The following is a 25,421-nucleotide window of genomic DNA, read 5'->3' on the forward strand; positions in this document are numbered from 1 at the left end:
TCTGAAGGAACTGAACGCCCAATAAAAACTAAAAACCGGACAATCACTCTATGCTTGTCCGATTATTCCTAATCATACTCTGTATCATTATCGAGTATAAAAACAGTTCGTTGATAAGGGATGCCCTCTAAATCATAAACATGATAAATACAATCAAACAACGACTGTAGATCTCCACTTTTATCCATAGCCCTTGCAGTAATAAAAATAGGGCTAACCGCATCACTATCTAAAATAGGAATATAAACTAAGTGTGGAAAACGTATGGTATCCGCACTTGCTGGAATAATGCATAAGCCTTCGCCAGCAGCAACCAGACCTAAAGCAAGTTGTATTTCCCGTAATTCACGAACATGCTTAGGCACTAAACTATGCTCTGCAAAAATATTTAAAAGCTGACTGGAAAAATTAGGTTTAGGCGTATTCGGGTACAAAAAAAGTTTTTCTTCCACCAAATCTGCTAAATAGACTCCCTCTATTCTCTGCGCAATGGGATGGCTAGAATGTGCGGCAACCACGAGGCGCTCTTTTCGCAATAAAACACGCTTCACTGCTGGATCACTAATTCTTAAACGTCCAAAACCCACATCAATTTTCCCCTCTTTCAAAGCTTGAATCTGCTCAGTTGTACTTAATTCAACTAATTGAATATTGAGATTGGGATGTTGTTGTCGATACAGATAAATAATTCGGGGTAATAAACCAAAAAGCAATGAACCCACAAATCCAATCGTTAAGGTTCTTTCGATCAAACCAATCCGCTTGGTCATGCTTTTTACTTCTTCAGCATTAGACAAAAGTTTTAATGCATGTTGATACAAAAACTGCCCTGCTGTTGTCGTTTGTAAAGGTCGGCTCCCTCTTTCAAAAAGTTGCACACCGAGTTCATTTTCAAGGTTTTGAATCTGTCGGCTTAAGGGGGGCTGGGCAATAAAAAGCCTTTCCGCGGCTTTGGTAAAACTTTGTTCTTCCACCACTGCGACAAAATAACGTAGATATCTGAGTTCCATTCTTTATCTCCATACCTAATAGGTATAAAAAAATACATATTCAGTCTTAGACACAGTTTAATCATTCTTTTAAGGTATAGGAAGGATATAAAGAACCAGTGATGGTGTGAAATGTATAAATCTGTCGAAACCATATTAGTTGATATTCCAACCATTCGTCCACACAAGCTTTCTGTGACCACCATGCAAACACAAACCTTGGTATTGGTTAAAGTAACAGCAGCAAATGGCGTGATTGGTTGGGGGGAAGCGACCACCATTGGTGGACTTAATTATGGTGAAGAAAGCCCTGAAAGTGTCAAAGCAAATATCGAAACCTATTTCGCACCTTTGCTACTTTCGATCAAACAACCGTTGAATGTTGCGCAAACGTTGAAACTCATCAATAAAAGTATTAACGGAAATCGGTTCGCCAAGTGTGCCATTCAAACCGCTTTGTTAGATATTCAGGCGAAACAACTCGACCTTCCTTTAAGTGAAGTGCTTGGCGGACGTTTACGTGATCGTTTCCCTGTACTTTGGACACTTGCTTCTGGGGATACCGATAAAGATATTGCTGAAGCAAAAAAGATGATCGCGTTAAAACGACACAATATCTTTAAGCTAAAAATTGGTTCAAATCCTGTACAACATGATGTCGATCATGTGATTGCCATTAAAAAAGCACTTGGGCCTGAAATCAGTATTCGTGTGGATGTCAATCGTGCTTGGTCTGAATTGGAATGCGTCAGTGGTATCCAGCAATTGCAAGATGGTGGCATCGATTTAATCGAACAACCTTGTGCAATTGAACAAACGCAAGTACTTGCTCGTTTAACGGATCGCTTTGATGTTGCAATCATGGCAGATGAAGCGCTTACAGGTCCTGCTAGTGCATATCGTTTAGCAAAACAACATGCAGCGGATGTATTTGCAGTCAAGGTTGAGCAATCAGGCGGTTTAATTGAAGCCTGTGAGGTCGCAAAAATTGCCAAACTGGCAGGGATTGACCTTTATGGTGGAACAATGCTGGAAGGTCCAGTTGGAACAATTGCTTCTGCTCATGCATTTAGTACCTTCGATAGCCTTGCCTTTGGTACCGAACTGTTTGGCCCATTGCTCCTGACTGAAGAAATCTTAAAAACACCTTTGCAATATGAAAATTTTGAATTGGTTGTACCTCAAGCAGTTGGCTTAGGTATTGAGATTGATGAAGACAAAATCGAGCAATTGCGACGCAAAGCATAGGGAGAAAAATGATGTTATTTCAAGTTCGCATGGACGTGCACCTTCCACTAGATATGCCTGTTGAGCAAGCCAATCAAATCAAGGCTGTCGAAAAAGCATATTCGCAAGACTTACAGCGCCAAGGTAAATGGCGTCATATCTGGCGTATCACTGGACAGTATTCAAATATCAGTATTTTTGATGTGGACAGCAACGAAGAACTCCACAACATTTTGCAAGGTCTACCGTTGTATCCATATATGGATATTGAAGTGATGGCCTTGAATCGTCATCCCTCTTCTATTCGTGATGATGATCGTTAACTCACACAACAACCAATACCTGACTCTGACGAGTGACAAGATTCTCAGGGTCTTCTGAAAACAAGGAATGTGGCAAGGCATAAAACTAGCAAAACATAGATCGCTGGTGAACCCGCCACAAAAGCGCTAAGCATACTTAAGGAGAAATAGTATGAACCGTCAGGAAATCGATGCTCTAGTTAAACAAATGAATGTTGACACTGCTACTGGCTCTGTTGATCAACGTGTTCAATCCATCGTTGTTCGTCTTTTAGGTGATTTATTTCAAGCCATTGAAGATTTGGATATTCAACCATCAGAAGTTTGGAAAGGTCTCGAATATTTTACTGATGCAGGTCAAGCCAATGAACTAGGGCTACTGGCTGCGGGCTTGGGTCTGGAACATTATTTAGATTTACGTGCTGATGAAGCAGATGCCAAGGCAGGTGTTACTGGCGGTACTCCACGTACCATCGAAGGGCCACTCTATGTTGCTGGTGCACCCGAATCTGTCGGTTTTGCGCGTATGGATGATGGATCAGAATCGGACAAGATTGATACTTTAATTATCGAAGGTACTGTAACCGATACTGAAGGCAATATCATCGAAGGGGCCAAAGTTGAAGTTTGGCATGCAAATAGTTTGGGAAATTATTCTTTCTTTGATAAATCGCAATCAGATTTTAATTTACGTCGCACCATTCTTTCAGATGCAAATGGCAAATATGTTGCTTTAACCACCATGCCTGTTGGTTATGGCTGCCCACCTGAAGGTACAACACAATTTGTACTCAACAAACTAGGTCGTCATGGTAATCGCCCTTCTCATGTGCATTATTTCGTCTCTGCGCCTGATTTCCGCAAACTCACGACTCAATTCAATATTGAGGGTGATGAGTATTTATGGGATGACTTTGCTTTTGCAACACGTGATGGCTTAGTCGCAACCACTGTAGAGATTACAGATGAAGCTGAAATTCAGCGTCGTGGTTTGGATAAACCGTTCCAACACATCACCTTCAATATTGAATTGGTGAAAGACGCTGCTTCCGCACCTTCTACTGAGGTTGATCGTCGTCGCGCAAGCGCTTAACTAAAAACATATTTAGAAACTGAGCGATCAAGCAAATCTTGCTAGCTCAGGACTTCCTCCTTTGGAGAGTCGGAGAACGGACATGCCACGAATTCCTGTAATCAATACCAGCCACCTTGACCGAATTGATGAATTACTCGTCGACAATGAAGAAACAGGTGAATACAAACTTCATCGCTCAGTCTTTACTGACCAAGCGTTGTTTGACCTTGAAATGAAATATATTTTTGAAGGTAATTGGGTTTACTTAGCACATGAAAGTCAGATTCCAAAGAACAACGATTACTACACCACCCACATTGGTCGTCAGCCCATCATCATTGCCCGTAATCGCGCTGGTGAATTGAATGCCATGATCAATGCATGTTCACATCGAGGTGCACAACTTTGCCGTCATAAACGCGGTAATAAAGCCACCTATACCTGCCCTTTCCATGGTTGGACATTCAACAACTCAGGTAAATTACTCAAAGTTAAAGATCCAGCAGATGCAGGATATTCGGATTGTTTTAACCAAGATGGCTCACATGATCTAAAAAAAGTTGCAAAGTTTGAAAACTATAAAGGTTTTTTATTTGGTAGCTTAAATCCTGACGTACCGTCCTTAGAAGACTTCCTCGGTGAAACCACCAAAATCATCGATATGATCGTGGGTCAATCTGAGCAAGGTCTAGAAGTTTTACGTGGTTCTTCAAGCTATACCTATGAAGGCAACTGGAAACTCACTGCTGAAAATGGTGCCGATGGCTATCACGTATCTGCGGTTCACTGGAACTATGCCGCAACCACCCAACACCGTAAAGAAACTGAAGCGGGTGACAATATCCGTGCCATGAGTGCTGGTTCTTGGGGCAAACAAGGCGGTGGTTCATATGGTTTCGAACATGGTCATATGTTGTTATGGACGCAATGGGCGAACCCAGAAGATCGACCGAACTATCCAAAAGCAGATGAATATATCGAGAAATATGGCGCTGCCATGTCGAAGTGGATGATTGAGCGCTCACGCAATCTTTGTCTCTATCCAAACGTTTATTTGATGGATCAGTTTGGTTCACAAATTCGGGTACTACGACCACTCGGTGTTAATAGAACAGAAGTAACGATTTACTGTATTGCACCTGTCGGTGAAGAACCAGAAGCTCGCGCTCGTCGTATCCGTCAATATGAAGATTTCTTTAATGCTTCTGGTATGGCAACCCCTGATGATTTAGAAGAATTTCGTGCATGTCAGGCAGGTTATGCAGGTCTTGAATTGGAATGGAACGATATGTGCCGCGGCTCTAAACACTGGATTCATGGCCCAGATGATGCAGCCAATGAAATTGGTTTAAAACCGAAATTGAGTGGCATTAAAACCGAAGATGAAGGGCTATATCTCGCTCAACATCAATATTGGTTGGCCTCTATGAAAAATGCGATTGCTACCGAAAAACAATTGGCAGCGACTCAAGTGTAGGAAGAAACCGTATGAATACCGCAACTGAAAAAGCAACTTTAGAGAATATTGCTCAATTCCTTTATCGTGAAGCCCGCTTTCTTGACGATGAGCAATGGGATGACTGGTTAAATTGTTATGCAGCAGAAGCATCTTTCTGGATGCCTGCTTGGGATGATGACGACAAATTAACTGAAGATCCTCAATCAGAAATTTCCCTGATTTATTACCCAAATCGTCAGGGTTTGGAAGATCGTGTGTTCCGAATCAAAACTGAACGTTCATCAGCAACCATGCCAGATACACGTACCAGCCACAACATTACCAATATTGAAGTAGTAGAACGTGATAGTGACAAAGTGAGCATTCGTTTTAACTGGAATACGCTCAGTTTCCGCTATAAGACCAACTATAGCTACTTTGGTATGTCTCGTTATGTCATTGATTTTTCTGGCGAGCAACCAAAAATCCTCAGTAAATATGTGGTGTTGAAGAACGATTATATCAATCAAGTTATTGATATTTATCATCTCTAACCAGCCACCCAGCCAAATGGATTTTTGGCTGGGTTAGCCAGATCAAAATTTTTAAATAGGATGATTGCCATGTCTAACCATAATGTAGCACTTCAATTTGAAGATGGCGTGACACGCTTTATTACTGTCGCACAAGGTGAAACCTTATCTGATGCGGCCTATCGTCAGAAGATCAATATTCCTTTGGATTGCCGAGATGGTGCATGCGGTACATGTCGAGCATTCTGTGAATCTGGTAGCTATAACATGCCAGAAGAAACGTATATCGAAGATGCCTTAACACCAGAAGAAGCAGAACAAGGCTATATTCTTGCTTGCCAATGCCGTCCGACTTCGGATGCTGTATTCCAGATTCAAGCATCTTCTGATGTCTGCAAAACCGAAATTCATAGTTTTCAAGGCACATTATCACGCGTTGAAAACCTTTCTGATTCAACTATTACTTTTGATATTCAACTTGATGAAGGCCAACCCGATATTCATTTTCTTGCTGGACAATATGTCAATGTCGGTATCCCTAGTACAGCGGAAACCCGTTCTTATTCATTCAGTTCAAAACCAGGAAATCGCTTAACAGGCTTTGTGGTTCGTAACGTACCCAATGGACAAATGAGTGAATTTTTAAGTAAAAATGCCAAAGCTGGCGACAAAATGAGTTTTACAGGTCCATTTGGTAGTTTCTATCTCCGCAATGTAACTCGCCCTGTCTTAATGCTTGCTGGTGGTACTGGTATTGCACCCTTTATGTCGATGTTACAAGTCCTTGAAGAAAAAGGTTCTGAACAACCTGTGCGACTGGTGTTTGGTGTAACAAACGACTTTGATTTAGTGGCAATTGAAAAACTAGATGAATTGCAAAGTCAATATCCGTGGTTTGAATATCGAACAGTGGTTGCCAACCCTGATAGTCAACATGAGCGTAAAGGTTATGTTACTGGTCATATCAAAAATGATTGGTTAAATCATGGAGATGTCGATATTTATCTATGTGGACCTGTACCAATGGTTGAAGCGGTTCGTAGCTGGTTAGATCAGGAAAGTATTAAACCTGCAAATTTCCTGTTTGAAAAATTTTCAGCAAATTAATCAAATCGGAGTTCACCATGATATTTACAGATAGGTTCAAAGATAAAATTGTCATCGTTACTGGTGCGGCACAAGGAATCGGGCGTGGTGTTGCACTTCGCATTGCCGCTGAAAATGGACAAGTTATTTTGGCAGATCGTTCCGAACTGGTGGATGAGGTTGCAACAGAAATCATCCATGCAGGTGGAACAGCGATCACGGTACAAGCGGACCTCGAAAGTTATGCAGGCGCCCAAGCGGTTGTAAGCAAAGCGATTGAACATTTTGGCCACGTTGATGTCCTGATCAATAACGTTGGTGGCGCAATTTGGATGAAACCTTATGATCAATTCAGTGAAGATGAGATTATCAAAGAAATCAACCGTTCGCTTTTCCCAACCTTGTGGTGTTGCCGCGCTGTCTTGCCTGAAATGTTGAAACATCAGCGTGGCGTTATCGTCAATGTATCTTCTATTGCCACCCGCGGTATTAACCGTATCCCCTATTCAACGGCCAAAGGCGGTGTCAATGCGCTGACCGCATCCCTTGCCTTTGAACATGCCAAAGATGGAATCCGAGTTAATGCAATTGCGACAGGTGGAACAGAAGCACCACCAAGAAAAGTACCTCGTAACAGTAACCCTTTAACAGAAAATGAGAAGGTCTGGATGCAACAGGTTGTCGATCAAACCAAAGAGCGTAGTTTGATGGGACGTTACGGTACGATTGATGAACAAGTCAATGCCATCGTTTTTTTAGCATCGGATGAATCATCTTATATGACAGGTAGTGTGATTGCTGTAGGTGGTGGTGATCAGGGTTAACCCTGAATCCCCCTTACAGGAAATTAGGCAAGGAGCCAATATGATGACGCTATTCAAAACATTGAAAGATGACTGGTCAATATCAGCCACAGTTGCAGGTTTCTTGGCCGTTTTAATTTCCTACGCAGGACCGTTAATCATCTTTTTTCAGGCAGCACAAAAAGCGAATGTGTCGCCAACAATGATGATTTCATGGATTTGGGGTGTCTCAATTGGCGCTGCAATTTCAGGGATCTATCTTTCAATTCGTTATAAAACACCTGTCATTACAGCATGGTCAGCACCAGGTACGGCACTGCTCGTTTCCTTGTTCCCCAATATTACACTGAACGAGGTTGTAGCAGCTTACATCACCTCTGCCGTTGTGATTTTTATCGTGGGTATTACAGGTTATTTCGACAAATTACTGAAATGGATTCCACAAAGTATTGCTGCTGGAATGATGGCAGGAATTTTATTTCAGTTTGGATTGGGACTGTTTATCGCAACAGATCATATGCCTCTGATCGTGTTTAGTATGCTGCTCTGTTATTTACTCGCAAAGCGCTATTCACCTCGCTATACCATGGTTTGGGTTTTATTCTGTGGTGTGGTGCTCAGTTTATTCTTAGGAAAAATGAATCCTGTCGAAATACAATTTAGCTTGGCAATTCCACAATTTATTCTGCCTGAATGGACGTGGCATTCGACTTTCAATCTTGCCTTGCCACTGATTTTAGTCAGTTTAACTGGGCAATTCCTACCCGGAATGGCAATTATGAGACTGAGCGGATATGACACCCCTGCCAAACCCATTATTACAGCCTCCAGTATTGCCTCATTGGCAGTTGCCTGTGTCGGTGGCATCACCATCGTACTTGCTGCAATCACAGCCGCTTTATGTATGGGCAAAGATGCACATGAACTTAAAGAGAAACGTTATATCGCAGGTGTTGCGAATGGTATTTTCTATATCTTAGGTGGATTATTTGCAGGCAGTATTGTCATGTTATTTAGCCTACTTCCTAAAGAATTAGTTGCAGCCTTGGCTGGTCTCGCCTTATTAGGTGCAATCGGCACAAATGTCATGATTGCCATGAAAGATGATCATCAACGCGATGCGGCTCTCATTACGTTTCTTGCAACTGTCTCTGGCATGCACTTTCTGGGACTTAGCTCGGTTTTTTGGGGGATTTGTATTGGTGTGATTGCCCAGATTCTTCTCAATCCTCGTCCCTGCTCAAACACTGTCTAGGATAAAATTATTATGATCGATAAATCAAAAGCTTCCCTCGCCGAAGCACTGTCCCAAATCTGTGATGGATCCACCATCATGATTGGTGGTTTTGGTACCGCAGGTCAACCCGCTGAACTGATCGATGGATTAATTGAACTTGGTGTTAAAGACCTCGTCATCGTCAATAACAATGCAGGCAATGGTGATTATGGCTTGGCTAAACTGTTAAAGACAGGTGCCGTCCGTAAAATCATCTGTTCATTCCCACGCCAGTCTGATTCATGGGTGTTTGATGAACTCTATCATGCAGGCAAGATTGAACTGGAACTGGTGCCACAAGGCAATCTCGCTTGTCGTATTCAAGCTGCGGGTATGGGCTTAGGTGCGGTGTTTACCCCAACAGGCTTTGGCACATTACTGGCTGAGGGTAAAGAAACTCGTCATATTGATGGTAAAGACTATGTGCTTGAATCTCCGATCAAAGCCGACTTTGCCCTAATCAAAGCCTATAAAGGCGATCGTTGGGGCAATCTAATTTATCGCAAATCTGCACGTAACTTCGGTCCAATCATGGCGATGGCAGCGGATGTCACCATTGCTCAGGTCTCGGAAGTGGTCGAATTGGGTCAACTTGATCCTGAACATATCATTACACAAGGGATTTTTGTACAGCACGTGGTTGAAGTTGAACCGACCTCACCGATTGCTGCGCAGTAAGGAGAACAACATGAGCTATCAAAAACTCAGCCGTGACCAAATTGCAGCACGTGTGGCACAAGATATTCCTGATGGTGCTTATGTCAATTTAGGTATTGGTTTACCGACTAAGATTTCAAACTATCTGCCTGCTGATAAAGATGTATTCCTGCATTCTGAAAATGGTTTATTGGCCTTTGGTCCTGCACCAGCCAAAGGTGAAGAAGATCCTGAACTGATCAACGCAGGTAAGGAATACGTCACCATGCTCACAGGTGGTAGCTTTTTCCATCATGGTGATTCCTTTGCCATGATGCGTGGTGGTCATTTAGATATTGCAGTATTGGGTGCATTTCAAGTGGCGGCCAATGGTGATCTGGCGAATTGGCACACAGGTGCAGCCGATGCGCTTCCTGCGGTGGGCGGTGCCATGGATTTAGCTGTGGGTGCCAAGAAAGTGTTTATCACCACTGATCATGTGACCAAACAGGGTGAACCCAAGATTGTTGAAGAACTGACCTATCCCGTGACAGGCAAGCATTGTGTCGATCGTATCTACACTGACCTGTGTGTGATTGATGTGACACCAGAGGGTTTAAAAGTGATTGAAAAGGTAGATGGTCTCAGCTTTGAAGAATTGCAAAGTTTGACGGGTGCTCAATTGATTGATGCGACTCATCCATAAAACCAGCACTGCCGCAAATGATGACATCCATGTCGCTGCCGCGAAATACTTAGAGTGAAATTGAGCCAGACATGGATTGAAGGAAAATATTTAAAATGAAAAATGCTTATATTGTAGATGCCATCCGTACCCCATTTGGTCGTTATGCCGGTGGTCTGGCGCCAGTACGTGCTGATGATCTTGGAGCTGTTCCACTTCAGGCATTGATGCAACGTAATCCAACAGTGGATTGGCAACAAGTCGATGATGTGATCTATGGCTGTGCTAACCAAGCGGGTGAAGATAATCGTAATGTCGGTCGTATGTCTGCATTACTGGCAGGTTTACCGTATCAAGTACCTGCAACCACAGTGAATCGTTTATGTGGTTCTTCGCTTGATGCCATTGCCATGGCAGCACGTACCATCAAAGCTGGTGAAGCAAATTTAGTGATTGCAGGCGGTGTGGAAAGCATGAGCCGTGCACCCTATGTGATGGGTAAATCGGACAGTGCCTTTGGTCGTAGCCAAAAGATTGAAGATACCACGATGGGTTGGCGCTTTATCAATCCAAAACTGAAAGAATTATATGGTGTAGACACCATGCCACAAACAGCAGAGAACGTGGCAGAACAGTTCAATATTAACCGTAGCGATCAAGACCAGTTCGCCTTGGTGAGCCAACAACGCACCGCAGCAGCGCAAGCCAAAGGCTTTTTTAAACAAGAGATTGTGCCAGTCAGCATCCCACAGCGTAAAGGTGATGCCGTTGTGATTGATACCGATGAACATCCACGTGCATCGACGACTTTGGAAGCATTGACCAAGCTCAAAGGAGTGGTGAAAGCCGATGGCACAGTCACGGCAGGCAATGCCTCAGGGATTAATGACGGTGCAGCAGCTTTGCTGATCGCTTCAGATCAAGCGGTTGCACAATATCAACTGAAACCACGTGCCAAGATTATTGCAGCAACCACAGTGGGTGTTGAACCACGGATTATGGGATTTGCGCCAGCACCTGCGATTAAGAAATTACTCAAACAAGCTAACATGACTTTAGATCAGATGGATGTGATTGAGTTAAATGAAGCCTTTGCGGCTCAGGCTTTAGCTGTGACGCGTGATTTAGATTTAGCCGATGATGATGCACGTATCAATCCGAATGGTGGTGCGATTGCTTTAGGTCATCCACTCGGTGCATCGGGAGCAAGACTGGTCACCACAGCCTTAAATCAGCTTGAACAGATTCAAGGGCAATATGCTTTATGTTCAATGTGTATCGGTGTTGGTCAGGGCATTGCGCTGATTATTGAACGTGTAGATCAGAACTGAGGAATATAAAATGCCAATTTTTCAATCTACAGATGCACAGATTAATTATCAGACCTTTGGTGATCCAGCATCCCCTGCACTGGTGTTTTCCAACTCATTGGGCACCAATTATGGGATGTGGCAGCAGCAATTTAATTATTTTAAAGAGCGCTTCTTTGTGATCTGTTATGACAGCCGTGGACATGGTTCATCCTCTACCCCACAAGGGTCTTACACTTTACAGCAACTCGGTGAAGATGTGATTCATTTACTGGACCATCTTAATATCTCCAAAGCTGTGTTCTGTGGTATTTCCATGGGTGGACTCATAGGACAATGGTTGGCCATTCATTATCCAGCGCGTTTTAGTCATGTGATTGTTGCCAATACCGCCGCTAAAATTGGGCAGGAACAGGCTTGGCTAGATCGTGCTAAGTTGGTTCGCGAACAAGGATTAAAACCTATCGCGACCACAGCAGCATCACGCTGGTTTACAGATCCCTTTATCCAAAGTCATCCGATAGTTGTAAATAATCTATGTAACGACTTAAGTGCTGGCAGCGCAATAGGTTATGCCCATTGTTGTGAGGCTTTGGCTAAAGCGGATCTTCGTGCAGCGCTTAAAGACATCCAGATTCCTATTTTGATTATTGCTGGAAAACAAGATCCTGTGACTACGGTTGCAGATGCTCAGTTTATGCAACAGCATATTCCAAATGCGAAATTGGTTGAAATAAATGCTTCGCATATTTCTAATGTTGAAGCGGCTGATGCATTTAATCAGTTTATAAATCAATTTATTTAATATACCAATCATTATAAAAAAGCAGAGTATTTAAATACTCTGCTTTTTGTCGCCTATATCTTATATAAACCACAATAAACTCAATACCTTAAAGACATAAATATATATCAATTAAGTTTTTGACTAAAACCCCATAACAAAATAGTTTAAACACTAAATAAGACAACGCTTCACAAATTGGAGGTGAAGAATGTATATGGAAAAAATAAATCTCAATGAAGTTATAGACGAAGCAAAATTTAATCCATTTCATTGGAAAGTTTTACTTTGGTGTTTATTAATTATTATTTTTGATGGATATGATCTGGTTATTTATGGTGTCGCGCTACCATTATTAATGCAGCAATGGTCTTTAACTGCGGTACAAGCTGGTTTACTTGCCAGTGCTGCATTATTTGGAATGATGTTCGGCGCTATGATTTTCGGCACGTTATCGGATCGTTTAGGTCGTAAAAAAACTATTATGATCTGTGTAACCTTATTCAGCGGATTTACCTTCTTAGGTGCATTTGCCAGCAATCCCGTTGAATTTGCAATTTTACGTTTTATTGCAGGGTTGGGTATCGGTGGTGTGATGCCAAATGTTGTTGCCTTAATGACCGAATATGCCCCTAAAAAAATTAGAAGCACTTTAGTTGCGATCATGTTTAGCGGATATGCAATCGGAGGGATGGCATCTGCTTTACTCGGTGCGTGGCTCGTTCAAGATATGGGATGGCAAATCATGTTCTTGATTGCAGGCACCCCACTCTTGTTACTCCCTATTATCTGGAAGTTCTTACCAGAATCATTAGCTTTTCTTATCAAATCTAAACACGATGATCAAGCAAAAGAGATTGTCAAAAAACTAGCACCAAATGCCAAAATAAATACCAGTACTAAACTGATATTCAATGAAAATATTCATACGGATGCACCTGTACGGGCATTATTCCAAGATGGTCGAATCTTCAGCACATTTATGTTCTGGATCGCATTCTTCATGTGTTTACTCATGGTCTATGCATTAGGCAGTTGGTTACCAAAACTGATGTTACAAGCTGGCTATTCGTTAGGTGCAAGTATGCTGTTCTTATTTGCATTGAATATCGGTGGCATGGTGGGTGCAATTGGTGGTGGAGTGTTAGCGGATAAATTCCATTTAAAACCTGTTATTACCTCAATGTTTTTGATCGGCTCTGCTGCCCTAATTCTCCTTGGTTTTAATAGCCCTCAAATTGTTCTATACGGCCTAATCGCACTTGCTGGCGCGGCAACAATCGGATCACAAATCTTGCTTTACACTTTTGTCGCACAATTTTATCCAACCACTGTTCGTTCAACAGGTATGGGTTGGGCGTCAGGTATTGGTCGTATTGGTGCCATCATCGGACCTGTACTTACAGGTGCATTACTCACCTTTGAATTACCTCACCAAATGAATTTTCTCGCAATAGCAATCCCTGGTGTTATTGCAGCATTAGCAATCTTCTTAGTCAACCTCAAAGCAGCAGTTGTACCTACAACGTCAAAATCTGCACTCCAATCACAAGCATCAGTGAATCAATAGTCATTCAAATTGCGCCTAGGAAAGGCGCAATCAAATTTTGAAATGGAAATGAAAAATGCATCCTTTTAAATTAAATAAAATTCTTTTATCAACACTTTCATTCATGACGGTTTTTTCAATGACATCTCTTTGGGCTGATGCATCAAAGGGGAAAGATGAATGGAAATTTACCTTAAAAAATGCCTATATTAATCGTAACTTTGAGAATGAAACGCTAAAAGATACAGGAAGTTGGTCACAGGCAGCCTCGCTCTTTTATAACTCCCGAATGATGGAAACACCACTCACACTCGCTGAAAAACCGTTGATGATTGGTGTTGATGCATCTGTTCAATATGCTGTTCGTTTAAGCTCAGATAAGCATGTGGCTGACACCATATTGCCCTTTGATCAGACAACCCACTCTCAGGCATCCGATTATTTAAAACATGGTGCAACACTTAAACTGGGCTATGACAAGACGCTATTGAGTATCGGTGAACTTTGGTTGGACTTGCCTGTCACTGCAGTAGATACGAGTCGTCAACTTTTGACCTCGTATTGGGGAGCTAAGCTCAAATCACAACTCAGCGATAAGCTTTATGCAGAAATTGGTCGCGTAGAAAAGGTTTCTCCTCGTAATGAGGAAGATTTTCGAAAATTTTCCTTTACTTCAAATGGCAAGACTGAATATTCAGATGGTTTAAATTATGTCGATTTGCGCTATCAAATTACACCAGATTTAAAGAGTGAATATTATTATGGCAATATGGAGGATTTATATAATAAGCATTATATAGGTCTAGAACATCATTTAAATTCACCCAATTACACACTAAACTCAAAATTTAAATACTTCAATGCAAAAGAAGATAGCAGTCATTTTAATATTGATGCACAAAATATTGGGTTATTAGAAACGTTAAAGATAAAAAATCATACATTTGGTTTAGGCTACCAACAAATTATTGGTGAATCTGCCTACCCACTCCCAGATGGTTTTTTACCAGAAACCTATTTTATCAATTGGAATGCTACAGGTTTCTTTAAGAAAGATGAAAAATCATATCATTTTATCTATGGATATAACTTTAAAGATTATATTCCTGGATTTAATGCAGCCGTTAAATATGTTTATGGCGATAATTTTAAAACGACTGATGGCAAAGAGAATCATGAAAGTGAATCTAATATTATTCTCAACTATGCTTTCCAGCAACCCACTCTTAAAGGTCTAGCACTACAATATATTCGTATTGATTATAATGTGAAGCATGGTAACGATTTTGGTGAAGATCGTTTATTTGTGAACTACAGTAAGAAATTTTAATGTTTTTTTAGAAGGTGGCAGCCAATTGGCTGTCACCTTCTTTATAGAATAAATGATCATTCAGCCTATCTCGTCCCATAGTCTTACCCAACTCTCAAAAGATCATCCCACTTCGTCAGATAACTTGGTGATTTATGATTTTGAGTCATCCGCCAAGTTTGTCCTTGCGGAGTGACCAATCGCCCAAACTTCATCATATCTCGACCGAACCGTTTATTAATCTCATCAAACGCAGCGGATAGATTCTGTCGTGCTAGCATTTGCTCAGTATCATGGAATAGATCAACCGCATGGCTATGTTGAGGGATGATATCGAGTAAAATGACCTCTGCTTTTTTATAACGATGTCCTGCTAGATAAATTCGATCCAAACCCTGCTGTACCGCTTTCATAATCATTAAACGATCATCGCTATAGTCAGCTAAGTACACCATGGTGAATGGACGGTAATATTGTTCTTTATTAAATCGATTGGTTCGAATACTGACACCAACAGCCTTACACAATAACTTTTGTTTACGGAGACGCTCTACTGCTCTCAGGGTGAACTCTGTTAAAGCCCCGCTTAGACTATTTTTATCGTCAATCGGTTGCCCAAAGGAACGACTACTTAATACTTGCTGGCGGTCTGAAATAACATCACCAATTTCTAAACATGCTATTCCTTGTAATTCTTTAACCGTATTTTCCATCACAACAGAAAAATACTTTCCGATCATTTTAGGATCTGCTTGGACTAAATCCATCACTGAACAGATATCCATTTTTTCTAAACGCTGTCGAATCTTTCGTCCGACGCCCCAAACCTCTGCTACTGGTATATGAAGAAGTAAGTCTTCAATGATACTGGGATCTCCATCAACCATATTACAAACACCGTTAAAACTCGCATGGGTCTTTGCTAAGTTATTGGCAAGTTTCGCTTGGGTTTTAGAATAGCCGATACCGATACAACATGGCAGGCCCAACCAGTTTTTGACTGTCGCTAAAATCTGACGTGCATATTCACTCAAATCATAACTTTGTTGATAAGCAGTCAACTCTAAAAAACACTCATCAATCGAATAAATTTCTTGCTCACAAGGAGCAACAAAACTTCCGAGTATATTCATGAAACGTCGAGACATTTCCGCATACAAAGCATAATTACTTGAAAATACGACCACCTGATGCTGCCGAATAATCTCTTCAATTTGAAAATAAGGGACAGCCATTTTGATACCTAGTTGTTTGGCCTCAGAAGAACGAGAAACCACACAGCCATCATTGTTTGAAAGCACAACCACAGGACGATTTTCTAGCTTTGGATTAAATACTCGCTCACAACTGACATAACAGTCATTCACATCAATCAAAGCAAAAATACGTTGTGGCACACTCATTTACTACCTCATCGGTTTCAAGTTATAAGTCACCACGCCCCAAATCACCAACTCTTGTCCCTCATGTATATAAATATTCTGATAATCAGGATTTTCGGCCTTTAGCCATACTTTTGGCGGATTAAAATGATGATCAATCATCAAGCGTTTCACGGTAAAATCATTGTCAATCAATGCAATCACAATATCGCCCGACTTTGCTGGGATACTTCGATCAACAACTAAGGGATCATCAATATCAATTCCGACATCTAACATCGACAGTGAATTGGCTTTCACAATAAAAGTGGAATTTTCATTTCGAATTAAAAACTGATTTAAATCCAATGCTTGCTCAACATGATCTTGTGCAGGTGATGGAAATCCCGCAGCAACACGTTCCGTTGCCAATGGAATGTGGTAAATTCGATCATTGTTCGCTTGAACATTTTGAATTTTCATTGAGGAGGTCAAATCTGTATGCGTACCAGTTTTGACATTATTCAGTAACCAATTTTTGATGAAATCTACTTGAGATTCAGGAACACGAATCACTTTGGTCGGTTCACTGAATTGTGCCTTACGCCCAGCATTTGCTCTCGCACCGCCATGCTCAAAGTCATTTTTTTTGGACATCCTTCCCTCCACCCCAAGTGATTAACAACAGTCATTCAATTTAACTTGAAAAAGTTACAAATTCAAGTTGACGTGCAATTAATTTTGCATAACAATAAATTTCATAGATCAGATCCTCACTTGTTCAACTTAGACAAGGATGTAAAACAAAGTGAGATTAATGTTTAAAATGAATCACTTACGATGCTTTTCAATTTATTAATAGCATTTAAGTTATTGATCTAATTCACTAATAATTCTGATCTATCAGCCGTTAGGTTTTATTCAAATATTTTTGATGTGGAGACATGAAAAATGGACAGTCGACGTGATGCAATTCTTGGCTATGCTGATGAACAACATGCTTACTTTATTCGTCTTATTGAAAACAACACTGTACTAGGCAATAGCTATGGATTGTTTTGTGAAAGCGAGAATAGTGAAGCAGCAGAAAGTATCATGACCACCCTCTTCTTAAAGAAATCTTTTTGGTTAAATGGTTCTGAATTTAATGATATTGTTAAAGGGCTCAACCCAATTACATGATCACTATACGCATAGAATATAATTTCATTACAAAGAGCTTGCTTACAAGCACTCAGCAAGTTCTTTTCTTGATTTTTAAAATATAAACGAAATAGACTAATATCCATACTATATTTTGATTACTTTCCCACACCCTAAATTTTTATTCTATGCTTAATTTTTTTATCTTTATTAAATAAAAACCACCTATTCAATTCAAATAGGTGGATTATTTTTATACAAAAACAAAGCAACTGAATAATTTAGATAAGTCTTTTATCATTAACAAGAGAAATTATTTTATAAGTTTTTCCATCTAATTCATCTTCAAAAATGAAATCCATATTCGGAAAAATATCCCGACCCTCAATTTCAATATGCTCCACTCTTTTAAAGATCGGAACTTCGTGATCCTCTATGTCATTCAGCTGTGCAACAACTATAGATTCATTTTCTTCCTGATCTTTAATCATCACAGTGATCTTGTTCATAATTATTCTCTCTATTCCCAATTTTATCTGTATACGACTATGTAAAAATTTCTGATTCTTGTCGACTCAATCCTTGTAACAAGAGTTATAAGTATTATCCTTTTATTGCACTAAAACACAAGTGATTGAATTATATTATTTTTTAACATTAATAATATTTATCCTTATTTAACCATCGGGTTACAAAGAAATGCTTTGTTGCACCTCAATATCTCTTCTAGAGATATCAGACATAAAAAATCTCATCTTTGCTGTAGATAAGATTGTATAGATTCTAAGGTGTGTTGACATATCAGACTGATTAAAACCATTTAATTCAAAATCATCTATAAGGCGTAATTTTGCCGCACACATTTTTTCTAAAAATCTGATCCTAAACACGATTACAGACCACTGATTCCTCTAAATTCTTAAAATATTTCTGTTCAAAAGTTTCGGGACTTAACCAAGCATTTGTAGAAGGCCTGTGATTCGATTGTAGTAAACGTCTATATCTATATACCAAAATTTTAAGCCCTGATTTTTCCACAAGCCAGTATATGCCCCAATATCAATTTCATCTGCATCACCAACCATCATCTTACCTATAGCACGAGTCAATAAAACAAGCTTCTTGTTGCAATCTAGTTTTATTTCCCAGCTAATATTACGATTCCTTTTTCTCAATCAGCTCAAATTTGTTAAGATGGCAAACTTGAGAAAAGTGTAATGCTTTCTCAGACATTATTATTTCAATTTTGGCACAAATAAAAGGCACACCAAAAGGTATGCTTTTGTATAGATTCACCTAGCTTTGCCTAGTAATTGGTTAGACAGCCAAGTTTTAAAAGCATGAGATTTAGTATTTATTTTTAAGGATTTTTATACATGAATAGCAAAGAAATCATGGCTGATCTCTCCTCTCATACCCCAATGATGCAACAATACCTAAAAGTAAAAATGGAGCATCAACATGCCCTGCTATTTTATCGCATGGGGGATTTTTATGAATTGTTTTTTGAAGATGCCCGTCTTGCTGCCAAACTTTTAGGAATTACACTAACCCATCGTGGTAAGGCCAATGGTGAACCAATCCCAATGGCTGGCGTACCTTATCATGCGGCAGAAGGCTATCTTGCACGTTTGGTTAAATCAGGTCGAACGGTTGCGATCTGTGAGCAGGTCGGTGAAGTTACAGGAAAAGGTCCTGTGGATCGACAAGTCGTTCGCATCCTAACGCCTGGGACTTTAACTGATGATGCTTTACTGTCTAGTTATCAATCATCAAACTTAGTTGCGCTATGTATCCAACAAAATCAAGTTGGCTTTGCTTTACTAGATCTCAGTGCAGGCATTTTTAAAGTTCAACAACAAGACTATAAACCCGAACAACTTCCCATTGAGCTTGCTCGTTTAATGCCAAGTGAAATTTTGATCGATGAAGATTTAGTTGATCAAGATATTATTGAGCAGATTAAAAAGAACATAGATTGCCCAATCACCAAGCGCCCAAATGTTGATTTTAATTTAAATAATTCACAAAAAACCTTATGTGATCAGTTCTCCGTCTCGACCTTATCAGGCTTTGGATTAGATCCAATTCCGCTGGCGAAAGCTGCCGCGGCAGCACTGATTCACTACGCCAAAGAAACACAAAAAACGGCACTGCCACATATTCGTTCGATTCAAATTGAACAAAGTACAGATTTTATAGCACTCGATCCAATTACACGTCGTAATCTAGAAATTATTGAGCCTTTGTTTGATCATGGTACATCCCTGTTTCAACTCGTGAATGACTGTCAAACAGCCATGGGTGGACGTTTACTCAGCCGAACGCTCATGCAGCCCATTCGTGATACAGCAGTTTTAGATGCCCGTCTTGACGCCACAGAACAACTTTTAAAGGGATACCATGAAGCACCTCTACGTTTGGTGCTAAAAGAGATTGGAGATATAGAACGAGTTCTAAGCCGCGTTGCTTTAGGCAGTGCTCGCCCACGTGATTTGGTTCAACTACGCCATGCCTGTGCGCAAATTCCTTTTTTACGTCATGCATTAACACCCGTTCTACAAGCCAAACAATCTAAATTATTAACACAATTAGATCATGAGCTCGGTGACTTTAAAAACTTACATCAGCAGTTGATGGCCGCAATTGTAGAAAATCCACCGGTACTTTTGCGTGATGGCAATGTAATTGCAGAAGGCTATGATGAAGAGTTGGATGAACTCCGAAAAATCCGTGATCATGCAGGACAATTCTTAATTGACCTAGAAATAAGAGAACGGCAACGTACTGGAATCAACACCCTTAAAATCGGCTATAACCGTGTCAGTGGCTATTATATTGAACTCACTCGTGCTCAAGCAGAACAAGCACCTGCGGACTATATCCGTCGTCAAACACTCAAAAATGCTGAACGTTATATCACGCCAGAACTTAAAGGCTTTGAAGACAAAGTGCTTTCTAGTGAGTCTCGTGCATTAGCCCGTGAAAAACACTTATTTGAATTATTATTGGATGAGCTACGCCAAAATATTGCACATTTACAAATGATGAGTACTGCAATTGCGTATATTGATGTACTTGCTAATTTTGCCCACCAAGCACGATTAAACAATTGGGCACGACCAGAGTTTAGTCCCGAAACAGGCATTAAAATTCAAGCAGGCCGTCATCCTGTGGTTGAAGCTTTAAATAAAATACCATTTACCCCAAACGATACATTTCTAGATACACAACATCGTATGGCGATTATTACTGGTCCAAACATGGGCGGTAAATCGACTTTTATGCGTCAAACGGCTCTGATTAGTCTTCTCGCCTATTGTGGAAGTTTTGTTCCGGCAAAATCTGCAAAACTTGGCCCGATTGATCGTATTTTTACCCGTATTGGTTCAGCCGATGACTTATCTACAGGAAAATCAACCTTTATGGTTGAGATGACCGAAACCTCTCAAATTTTACATCATGCCACGAATCAGTCATTGGTATTAATGGATGAAGTTGGTCGAGGAACCAGTACTTATGATGGTCTTTCTTTGGCTTGGGCATGTGTACTTGATTTGACTAAACGTGTGAAATGCTTATGTCTATTTGCCACACATTATTTTGAACTTACTGAACTCAGCAGTGAAACTGGCATAGACAACTATCACGTTACTGCACAAGAATTAAATGGTAATTTAATTTTATTACACAAAGTTCAGCACGGGCCCGCAAGCCAAAGTCATGGTTTACAGGTTGCAAAACTAGCAGGTATCCCAGCAAGTGTGATTAAAGAAGCACAAAAACGGTTAAAAATTCTTGAAAAGCAACAACATCATATTCTGCAAAAGACAGTACAAACGGATTTATTCAGTTCAATTGATGCCCAAATTGAAACACAGGTTGTTGAAAAAATTATTGAAGTGGAAGTCCAGTCCCCTGCTTTAGATTTGTTACAACACATTGATGTAGATGACCTCACTCCACGCCAAGCACTTGAACAGCTTTATCAACTAAAAGCCTTATACAATAAGGCTCAAACAGTTGAGGGTTAGGCAAAATACATAAGCCCTATTATTTTTGATAGGGCTTATGTTCCCCACTTTTGATAAAAACTGCTTATTTTAGTGATGTTTTTGAGATTTATTATCAACAAAAGTCATATAAATAAGCCCTTTTCATTGATACGAATAATAAATATCAATAAAAGGAATTGTTTCTGTCAGTGGTTTTTGCCTAAAATACACTATGCAAAATGAAACCATTTTTTTAGGTAGCTGTCGCCATGACCTTTGTTGTCACTGAAAATTGTATTAAATGTAAATATCAAGATTGTGTTGAAGTTTGTCCTGTCGATTGTTTTTATGAGGGTCCAAACTTCCTTGTCATCAATCCAGATGAATGTATTGACTGTGCGCTTTGTGAACCAGAATGCCCAGCAAATGCAATTTTCTCTGAAGATGAATTACCAGAAGGTCAAGAAATCTTTATCGAACTCAATACTGAATTATCTGAAAAATGGGCGGGTAACAATATCACTCAAATTGGTGAACAACCTGCAGATCGTGAAGAATGGAACGGAAAACCAGATAAACTGCAATATTTAGAAAAGTAATTGAAAAGACCAGTTTTACTGGTCTTTTTTAATACTTGAATCACACATATCTTTGCAATTGTTCCATTATGCGTACGTTATTTTGCATTAAAATAACTTGTCTTTAAATTGTGAACTGACTTTTATGTTGCGAAATAAATTACAGGGTCTTTTATCTTTTTTTATCATCCCTGTGATGATGGTCGGCTGTGTCAGTTCAAAGACAGAAGTAAACAAAGGCAAAAGAATCCATATTCCTCAGGAAACAGTAACCTTTACTCGACCAACGCCAGATAAAGTAGAACCAGCATCATATCGCCGATGGTTGGCCCAAGGTGAAAACTATGCCCGTGTTCGTGAATATGAACAGTTTTTAACACGTAATCAAGTCGCTCACATTATCCCAAGTTTTGAATTATTACGAACTGCAAGAGATTGGCAAAAATGTGGTCGTAGTGAGTATGCCGTACCAAACCGTGAGTTGTGGAACAACTCTCTTTCTACTTTGCGTGTCTTTAAATACCTAATCTCTGCCAAAATCTTAACCGATTTTGAAGTGACTTCTGTCTACCGTGATTTACCCTTAAATGAATGTGCAGGCGGTGCAAGTTCGTCTAAACATTTATTTAACTCTGCCATCGATTTCCGTATTGGTCCTGAATATCCTCAGCCACAGGATTATGCATTTATCGAACAGTCCAAATTTAAATTATGTCAGTTTTGGGTACAACATGGTCAAAGCTTAAATCTAGGTATCGGGCTATATCGCTCAGGTCAGATTCATATTGATACTCAAGGTTATCGCACTTGGGGTCCAGACCTGACACGCAACAGCTCAATGTGTAATTTTTAGAATAGAAAATCATTTCCAGTAAAGAGATCAAAATGATCTCTTTTTTATACAGCAATCAAATTGCACTCTGTGCATAAATGTTTAAAATGCTGCAAACAGATTCAAAGGTAAGCTTGATTATGCAACAGATGTGGACCGACATTGATGACTATATCAATTCACATTTAATTCCCTCTGACCCTAAACTTCAACATGCATTGGACAATACCGATACCCAAGGTCTTTCGAATCATTTAGCTGTTGCACCGAATCAAGGTATGTTCCTACAAATGTTGATTCAAATGAATCAATGTAAACGTGTATTGGAACTGGGAACTTTTGCTGCCTATAGCACGATTTGGCTGGCACAAGCCTTACCCGCTGATGGTTACTTGCTCACGGTTGAAGGACGAGATAGTCATGCCATCATTGCCCAAGAAAATATTGATTATGCCAATATGCCAACCCATATAGAACTCAAAAAAGGGCGCGGTGCAGATGTCATGAATCAACTCATTGCAGAAGCCAGTGAAGCATTTGATTTAATTTTTATTGATGCCGACAAACAAAGTTACCCTGAATACTTAGAACTTAGCTTGAAGCTATCTCATTCAGGAACGATTATTGTATTGGATAATGTGATTCGTTCAGGCGCTATTTTGGATGAAAACAATAAAAAACCTAGTATCGAAGGCATTCGGGAAACGTTCACAGCACTGAAAAATCACCCTCAGCTTTTATCGTGTACAGCACTACAAACAGTAGGTTCAAAAGGACATGATGGCTTTGCAATTGCGATCGTAAAATAAAGATCAAAAAACGAACTGATTTTTTTAGTTATTAAATTTCATATAGATACAAATTTACATAGTGCTTTTCCATATAGTTATCCACAGTATTTGCGGATAACTATATGGAGTAAAATGAATTACTTAGCGACTAATAACGGTACATTTGCATTTCTGAAAATCGTTGTCGTAATGCTACCTAAGAAAAATTGATGAATTTTACTATGGCTAAAAGCACCTAAAACGATTAACTGCACATTATGTTCTCTTTGATATTCCAAAATATTTTGTGCTACATCGCCATAACGATAAACAGGCATAACTTCTAAACCTGCATCCGTTAAATACTTTGCTGGCTCAGTAAGCATTTCAGGATGATCGCCGACATAAAGCAGATGGCATTGCAATTTTTTCAACAAATCACTCTGAGCAATACGTTGCAACATCTTCTGACAGGTTGGCGAATATTCGTATGCAAAAATAAAACGTTTAGGTGGTTCAAAATGCTCCCCAACCGTAATCACGGTACAGTTTGCTCCACGGATAAAGTTCTCAACATTACTGCCAATCGGTTTGTTTTTCTCTGCCGCACGCTCGCCAACACGACCAATAATCACCACGTCATTTTCATTGAGCAGATTAAAACTTTGTTCAAGAAAATCGCCTTTTTCTTGAATTTTTTTACTGGTTAAACCGTATTGTTTCTCGATTAACTCTGAAATATGATTGAGGAGATTATTACTATAATCGAGCGCTAATTCACTTTGCTTCTGCTCCAACTCAGCAAGCTCTTTGAGCAACATGGCATTACTCTCAAAGCCAATCACACCGCTGATTTCACCTAAATGATAGCTTGCAGGATAATAATCCAAGATTTGCAGCAATACCAATTCTCTTTGGGTTTGTTTGGCAACCCAAACCGCAGCTTCAGCCACAGCATCAATACAGGGTGAAGAATCAATACATGCAATGACACGATTCATGTTGGCCTCTCTTTAGGTCTAACACCTTAGGTCTTCTACTTATTTTTAACTTAACACAGATAAAAGCAGGATAGGTTAAATTTATGTATAGAATCTCATACGCTTTTTTATTCAGTTCTATAACGAATTAATTCTGCTGGATTCCCCGCAACAACGGCATAATCTTCAATATTCTTGGTCACCATACTATTCATCCCAACGACTGCATGACTCCCGATTTTAACCCCATCTTTGACCCCAACATGCGCCCCTAACCAAACATCTTGACCAATCTCAATACCCTTTGATGTTACAGGTTGCTGATAGATTGGACGGTCTAATGCCATCCCATGATCAAAAGCATATAAATGGCTATAAGCTGCTATTCTGACTTGATCGTGTAGCTGAATCCCTGCACGTCCACCATCTAGGATACAGTGATGATTAATCGCAACTTCATTACCAATGTCTAAAGGACCATGCAAGGTACAATCAGCGGCGATGAAGGTATTATCACCTATCATAATTTTTCGTCCAGGCTCAGCAAAAATATGTGCCAATGGTGAAATAAAACAGTTCTGACCAATCTCAACAGTTTCCATCTCCATCAAATACGCTTGATATTCAGCTTGCCATGCTTCGGCCCATTCACGTTGTTTAGGCTTGAGCGACCAATACAACCACGGCATATAATTGAGACGGTGTTTATGCTGCTCTCTGTATTTTAATAAAGGATCATTCATCATCTTCTTGCTCCTCT

At 40.0% G+C, this 25,421-nt stretch carries 25 protein-coding genes; 19 read left to right on the top strand and 6 right to left on the bottom strand.

Features of this window, described 5'->3' with window-relative positions; genetic code table 11:
• Nucleotides 1-68: 68 nt before the first annotated feature.
• A complete protein-coding gene (locus MMP72_RS05185) occupies nt 69-1,010 on the bottom strand; it encodes a LysR family transcriptional regulator (RefSeq protein WP_241315199.1) in 942 nt (313 codons plus the stop codon).
• Between the two features lie 111 nt (nt 1,011-1,121).
• Here MMP72_RS05185 and MMP72_RS05190 point away from each other — a divergent pair, with 111 nt between their 5' ends.
• The 14 genes from MMP72_RS05190 to MMP72_RS05255 all read left to right on the top strand — a co-directional run bounded on the left by MMP72_RS05190 (nt 1,122) and on the right by MMP72_RS05255 (nt 15,023).
• Complete coding sequence (locus tag MMP72_RS05190; RefSeq protein ID WP_241315201.1) at nt 1,122-2,237, top strand: muconate/chloromuconate family cycloisomerase; 1,116 nt, start codon at nt 1,122-1,124, stop codon at nt 2,235-2,237.
• Nucleotides 2,238-2,248: 11 nt separating this feature from the next.
• Nucleotides 2,249-2,539, top strand: coding sequence for a muconolactone Delta-isomerase (catC, locus tag MMP72_RS05195; protein ID WP_241315626.1), 291 nt, complete (start codon nt 2,249-2,251; stop codon nt 2,537-2,539).
• Nucleotides 2,540-2,690: 151 nt separating this feature from the next.
• Complete coding sequence (gene catA, locus MMP72_RS05200) at nt 2,691-3,611, top strand: catechol 1,2-dioxygenase (protein ID WP_241315203.1); 921 nt, start codon at nt 2,691-2,693, stop codon at nt 3,609-3,611.
• An 82-nt stretch (nt 3,612-3,693) separates the two neighbouring features.
• Nucleotides 3,694-5,070 carry a benzoate 1,2-dioxygenase large subunit gene (gene benA, locus MMP72_RS05205; RefSeq protein WP_241315205.1) on the top strand — a complete coding sequence of 459 codons (1,377 nt, stop codon included), beginning with the start codon at nt 3,694-3,696 and terminating at the stop codon, nt 5,068-5,070.
• Nucleotides 5,071-5,081: 11 nt separating this feature from the next.
• Nucleotides 5,082-5,585 carry a benzoate 1,2-dioxygenase small subunit gene (gene benB, locus MMP72_RS05210; protein ID WP_241315207.1) on the top strand — a complete coding sequence of 168 codons (504 nt, stop codon included), beginning with the start codon at nt 5,082-5,084 and terminating at the stop codon, nt 5,583-5,585.
• A 69-nt stretch (nt 5,586-5,654) separates the two neighbouring features.
• Nucleotides 5,655-6,671 carry a benzoate 1,2-dioxygenase electron transfer component BenC gene (gene benC, locus MMP72_RS05215; RefSeq protein ID WP_241315209.1) on the top strand — a complete coding sequence of 339 codons (1,017 nt, stop codon included), beginning with the start codon at nt 5,655-5,657 and terminating at the stop codon, nt 6,669-6,671.
• 17 nt (nt 6,672-6,688) lie between these two features.
• Nucleotides 6,689-7,474: a 1,6-dihydroxycyclohexa-2,4-diene-1-carboxylate dehydrogenase gene (locus MMP72_RS05220; RefSeq protein WP_241315211.1), complete on the top strand. Its 786-nt coding sequence runs from the start codon at nt 6,689-6,691 to the stop codon at nt 7,472-7,474.
• Nucleotides 7,475-7,514: 40 nt separating this feature from the next.
• The gene (gene benE / locus MMP72_RS05225; RefSeq protein ID WP_241315213.1) at nt 7,515-8,708 is read left to right on the top strand and encodes a benzoate/H(+) symporter BenE; all 1,194 of its coding nucleotides are present in this window, start codon (nt 7,515-7,517) and stop codon (nt 8,706-8,708) included.
• 12 nt (nt 8,709-8,720) lie between these two features.
• Nucleotides 8,721-9,407, top strand: coding sequence for a 3-oxoacid CoA-transferase subunit A (locus tag MMP72_RS05230; protein WP_241315215.1), 687 nt, complete (start codon nt 8,721-8,723; stop codon nt 9,405-9,407).
• Between the two features lie 10 nt (nt 9,408-9,417).
• Nucleotides 9,418-10,071: a 3-oxoacid CoA-transferase subunit B gene (locus MMP72_RS05235; protein ID WP_241315217.1), complete on the top strand. Its 654-nt coding sequence runs from the start codon at nt 9,418-9,420 to the stop codon at nt 10,069-10,071.
• Nucleotides 10,072-10,166: 95 nt separating this feature from the next.
• On the top strand, nt 10,167-11,381 hold the full coding sequence (gene pcaF / locus MMP72_RS05240) for a 3-oxoadipyl-CoA thiolase (RefSeq protein WP_241315219.1): 1,215 nt from the start codon (nt 10,167-10,169) through the stop codon (nt 11,379-11,381).
• A gap of 10 nt (nt 11,382-11,391) precedes the next feature.
• Nucleotides 11,392-12,165, top strand: a complete 774-nt coding sequence (pcaD, locus tag MMP72_RS05245; RefSeq protein WP_241315221.1) for a 3-oxoadipate enol-lactonase — start codon at nt 11,392-11,394, stop codon at nt 12,163-12,165.
• 190 nt (nt 12,166-12,355) lie between these two features.
• Nucleotides 12,356-13,714 carry an aromatic acid/H+ symport family MFS transporter gene (locus MMP72_RS05250; RefSeq protein WP_241315223.1) on the top strand — a complete coding sequence of 453 codons (1,359 nt, stop codon included), beginning with the start codon at nt 12,356-12,358 and terminating at the stop codon, nt 13,712-13,714.
• A 103-nt stretch (nt 13,715-13,817) separates the two neighbouring features.
• Entirely contained in the window at nt 13,818-15,023 is a 1,206-nt protein-coding gene (locus MMP72_RS05255; protein ID WP_241315629.1) for an OprD family outer membrane porin, read from the top strand.
• 83 nt (nt 15,024-15,106) lie between these two features.
• On the opposite strand, the gene MMP72_RS05260 is transcribed toward MMP72_RS05255, so the two are convergent.
• Nucleotides 15,107-16,405, bottom strand: coding sequence for a Y-family DNA polymerase (locus MMP72_RS05260; RefSeq protein ID WP_241315225.1), 1,299 nt, complete (start codon nt 16,403-16,405; stop codon nt 15,107-15,109).
• 3 nt (nt 16,406-16,408) lie between these two features.
• Nucleotides 16,409-17,020: a translesion error-prone DNA polymerase V autoproteolytic subunit gene (gene umuD, locus MMP72_RS05265; protein WP_241315227.1), complete on the bottom strand. Its 612-nt coding sequence runs from the start codon at nt 17,018-17,020 to the stop codon at nt 16,409-16,411.
• 294 nt (nt 17,021-17,314) lie between these two features.
• On the opposite strand from umuD, the gene MMP72_RS05270 reads away from it, so the two are divergent.
• A complete protein-coding gene (locus MMP72_RS05270) occupies nt 17,315-17,545 on the top strand; it encodes a hypothetical protein (RefSeq protein ID WP_241315229.1) in 231 nt (76 codons plus the stop codon).
• Nucleotides 17,546-17,787: 242 nt separating this feature from the next.
• Here MMP72_RS05270 and MMP72_RS05275 read toward each other — a convergent pair whose 3' ends face one another.
• Complete coding sequence (locus tag MMP72_RS05275) at nt 17,788-18,015, bottom strand: hypothetical protein (protein WP_241315231.1); 228 nt, start codon at nt 18,013-18,015, stop codon at nt 17,788-17,790.
• 867 nt (nt 18,016-18,882) lie between these two features.
• Between MMP72_RS05275 and mutS the strand changes: the two genes are divergently transcribed.
• The 4 genes from mutS to MMP72_RS05295 all read left to right on the top strand — a co-directional run bounded on the left by mutS (nt 18,883) and on the right by MMP72_RS05295 (nt 23,720).
• Nucleotides 18,883-21,540, top strand: coding sequence for a DNA mismatch repair protein MutS (gene mutS, locus MMP72_RS05280; protein WP_241315233.1), 2,658 nt, complete (start codon nt 18,883-18,885; stop codon nt 21,538-21,540).
• A 230-nt stretch (nt 21,541-21,770) separates the two neighbouring features.
• Nucleotides 21,771-22,100 (top strand): ferredoxin FdxA, encoded by a 330-nt coding sequence (gene fdxA / locus MMP72_RS05285; RefSeq protein WP_241315235.1) that lies wholly within the window; start codon nt 21,771-21,773, stop codon nt 22,098-22,100.
• A 124-nt stretch (nt 22,101-22,224) separates the two neighbouring features.
• Nucleotides 22,225-22,932 carry a D-Ala-D-Ala carboxypeptidase family metallohydrolase gene (locus MMP72_RS05290; RefSeq protein ID WP_241315236.1) on the top strand — a complete coding sequence of 236 codons (708 nt, stop codon included), beginning with the start codon at nt 22,225-22,227 and terminating at the stop codon, nt 22,930-22,932.
• Nucleotides 22,933-23,051: 119 nt separating this feature from the next.
• The gene (locus tag MMP72_RS05295; protein ID WP_241315239.1) at nt 23,052-23,720 is read left to right on the top strand and encodes an O-methyltransferase; all 669 of its coding nucleotides are present in this window, start codon (nt 23,052-23,054) and stop codon (nt 23,718-23,720) included.
• A gap of 119 nt (nt 23,721-23,839) precedes the next feature.
• Here the strand turns inward: MMP72_RS05295 and MMP72_RS05300 are convergent, their stop codons facing one another.
• Nucleotides 23,840-24,682: a universal stress protein gene (locus MMP72_RS05300; protein WP_241315241.1), complete on the bottom strand. Its 843-nt coding sequence runs from the start codon at nt 24,680-24,682 to the stop codon at nt 23,840-23,842.
• Nucleotides 24,683-24,789: 107 nt separating this feature from the next.
• Entirely contained in the window at nt 24,790-25,407 is a 618-nt protein-coding gene (locus tag MMP72_RS05305; RefSeq protein ID WP_241315242.1) for an acyltransferase, read from the bottom strand.
• Nucleotides 25,408-25,421: the final 14 nt, after the last annotated feature.

The sequence above is a fragment of the Acinetobacter sp. NIPH 2699 genome (genome assembly GCF_022549355.1).
GTDB lineage: Bacteria > Pseudomonadota > Gammaproteobacteria > Pseudomonadales > Moraxellaceae > Acinetobacter.

Excerpts from the sequence above, each read along its gene's own strand:
- MMP72_RS05290 (WP_241315236.1), top strand. The coding sequence starts at position 22,225 with ATGTTGCGAAATAAATTACAGGGTCTTTTATCTTTTTTTATCATCCCT.
- MMP72_RS05305 (WP_241315242.1), bottom strand. The coding sequence starts at position 25,407 with ATGATGAATGATCCTTTATTAAAATACAGAGAGCAGCATAAACACCGT.
- umuD (WP_241315227.1), bottom strand. The coding sequence starts at position 17,020 with ATGTCCAAAAAAAATGACTTTGAGCATGGCGGTGCGAGAGCAAATGCT.
- catA (WP_241315203.1), top strand. The coding sequence starts at position 2,691 with ATGAACCGTCAGGAAATCGATGCTCTAGTTAAACAAATGAATGTTGAC.
- benE (WP_241315213.1), top strand. The coding sequence starts at position 7,515 with ATGATGACGCTATTCAAAACATTGAAAGATGACTGGTCAATATCAGCC.
- catC (WP_241315626.1), top strand. The coding sequence starts at position 2,249 with ATGTTATTTCAAGTTCGCATGGACGTGCACCTTCCACTAGATATGCCT.
- MMP72_RS05250 (WP_241315223.1), top strand. The coding sequence starts at position 12,356 with ATGTATATGGAAAAAATAAATCTCAATGAAGTTATAGACGAAGCAAAA.
- MMP72_RS05270 (WP_241315229.1), top strand. The coding sequence starts at position 17,315 with ATGGACAGTCGACGTGATGCAATTCTTGGCTATGCTGATGAACAACAT.
- MMP72_RS05220 (WP_241315211.1), top strand. The coding sequence starts at position 6,689 with ATGATATTTACAGATAGGTTCAAAGATAAAATTGTCATCGTTACTGGT.
- benA (WP_241315205.1), top strand. The coding sequence starts at position 3,694 with ATGCCACGAATTCCTGTAATCAATACCAGCCACCTTGACCGAATTGAT.
- mutS (WP_241315233.1), top strand. The coding sequence starts at position 18,883 with ATGAATAGCAAAGAAATCATGGCTGATCTCTCCTCTCATACCCCAATG.
- fdxA (WP_241315235.1), top strand. The coding sequence starts at position 21,771 with ATGACCTTTGTTGTCACTGAAAATTGTATTAAATGTAAATATCAAGAT.
- MMP72_RS05230 (WP_241315215.1), top strand. The coding sequence starts at position 8,721 with ATGATCGATAAATCAAAAGCTTCCCTCGCCGAAGCACTGTCCCAAATC.
- MMP72_RS05185 (WP_241315199.1), bottom strand. The coding sequence starts at position 1,010 with ATGGAACTCAGATATCTACGTTATTTTGTCGCAGTGGTGGAAGAACAA.
- benC (WP_241315209.1), top strand. The coding sequence starts at position 5,655 with ATGTCTAACCATAATGTAGCACTTCAATTTGAAGATGGCGTGACACGC.
- MMP72_RS05190 (WP_241315201.1), top strand. The coding sequence starts at position 1,122 with ATGTATAAATCTGTCGAAACCATATTAGTTGATATTCCAACCATTCGT.
- MMP72_RS05295 (WP_241315239.1), top strand. The coding sequence starts at position 23,052 with ATGCAACAGATGTGGACCGACATTGATGACTATATCAATTCACATTTA.
- MMP72_RS05235 (WP_241315217.1), top strand. The coding sequence starts at position 9,418 with ATGAGCTATCAAAAACTCAGCCGTGACCAAATTGCAGCACGTGTGGCA.
- MMP72_RS05275 (WP_241315231.1), bottom strand. The coding sequence starts at position 18,015 with ATGAACAAGATCACTGTGATGATTAAAGATCAGGAAGAAAATGAATCT.
- pcaF (WP_241315219.1), top strand. The coding sequence starts at position 10,167 with ATGAAAAATGCTTATATTGTAGATGCCATCCGTACCCCATTTGGTCGT.
- benB (WP_241315207.1), top strand. The coding sequence starts at position 5,082 with ATGAATACCGCAACTGAAAAAGCAACTTTAGAGAATATTGCTCAATTC.
- MMP72_RS05260 (WP_241315225.1), bottom strand. The coding sequence starts at position 16,405 with ATGAGTGTGCCACAACGTATTTTTGCTTTGATTGATGTGAATGACTGT.
- pcaD (WP_241315221.1), top strand. The coding sequence starts at position 11,392 with ATGCCAATTTTTCAATCTACAGATGCACAGATTAATTATCAGACCTTT.
- MMP72_RS05255 (WP_241315629.1), top strand. The coding sequence starts at position 13,818 with ATGACGGTTTTTTCAATGACATCTCTTTGGGCTGATGCATCAAAGGGG.
- MMP72_RS05300 (WP_241315241.1), bottom strand. The coding sequence starts at position 24,682 with ATGAATCGTGTCATTGCATGTATTGATTCTTCACCCTGTATTGATGCT.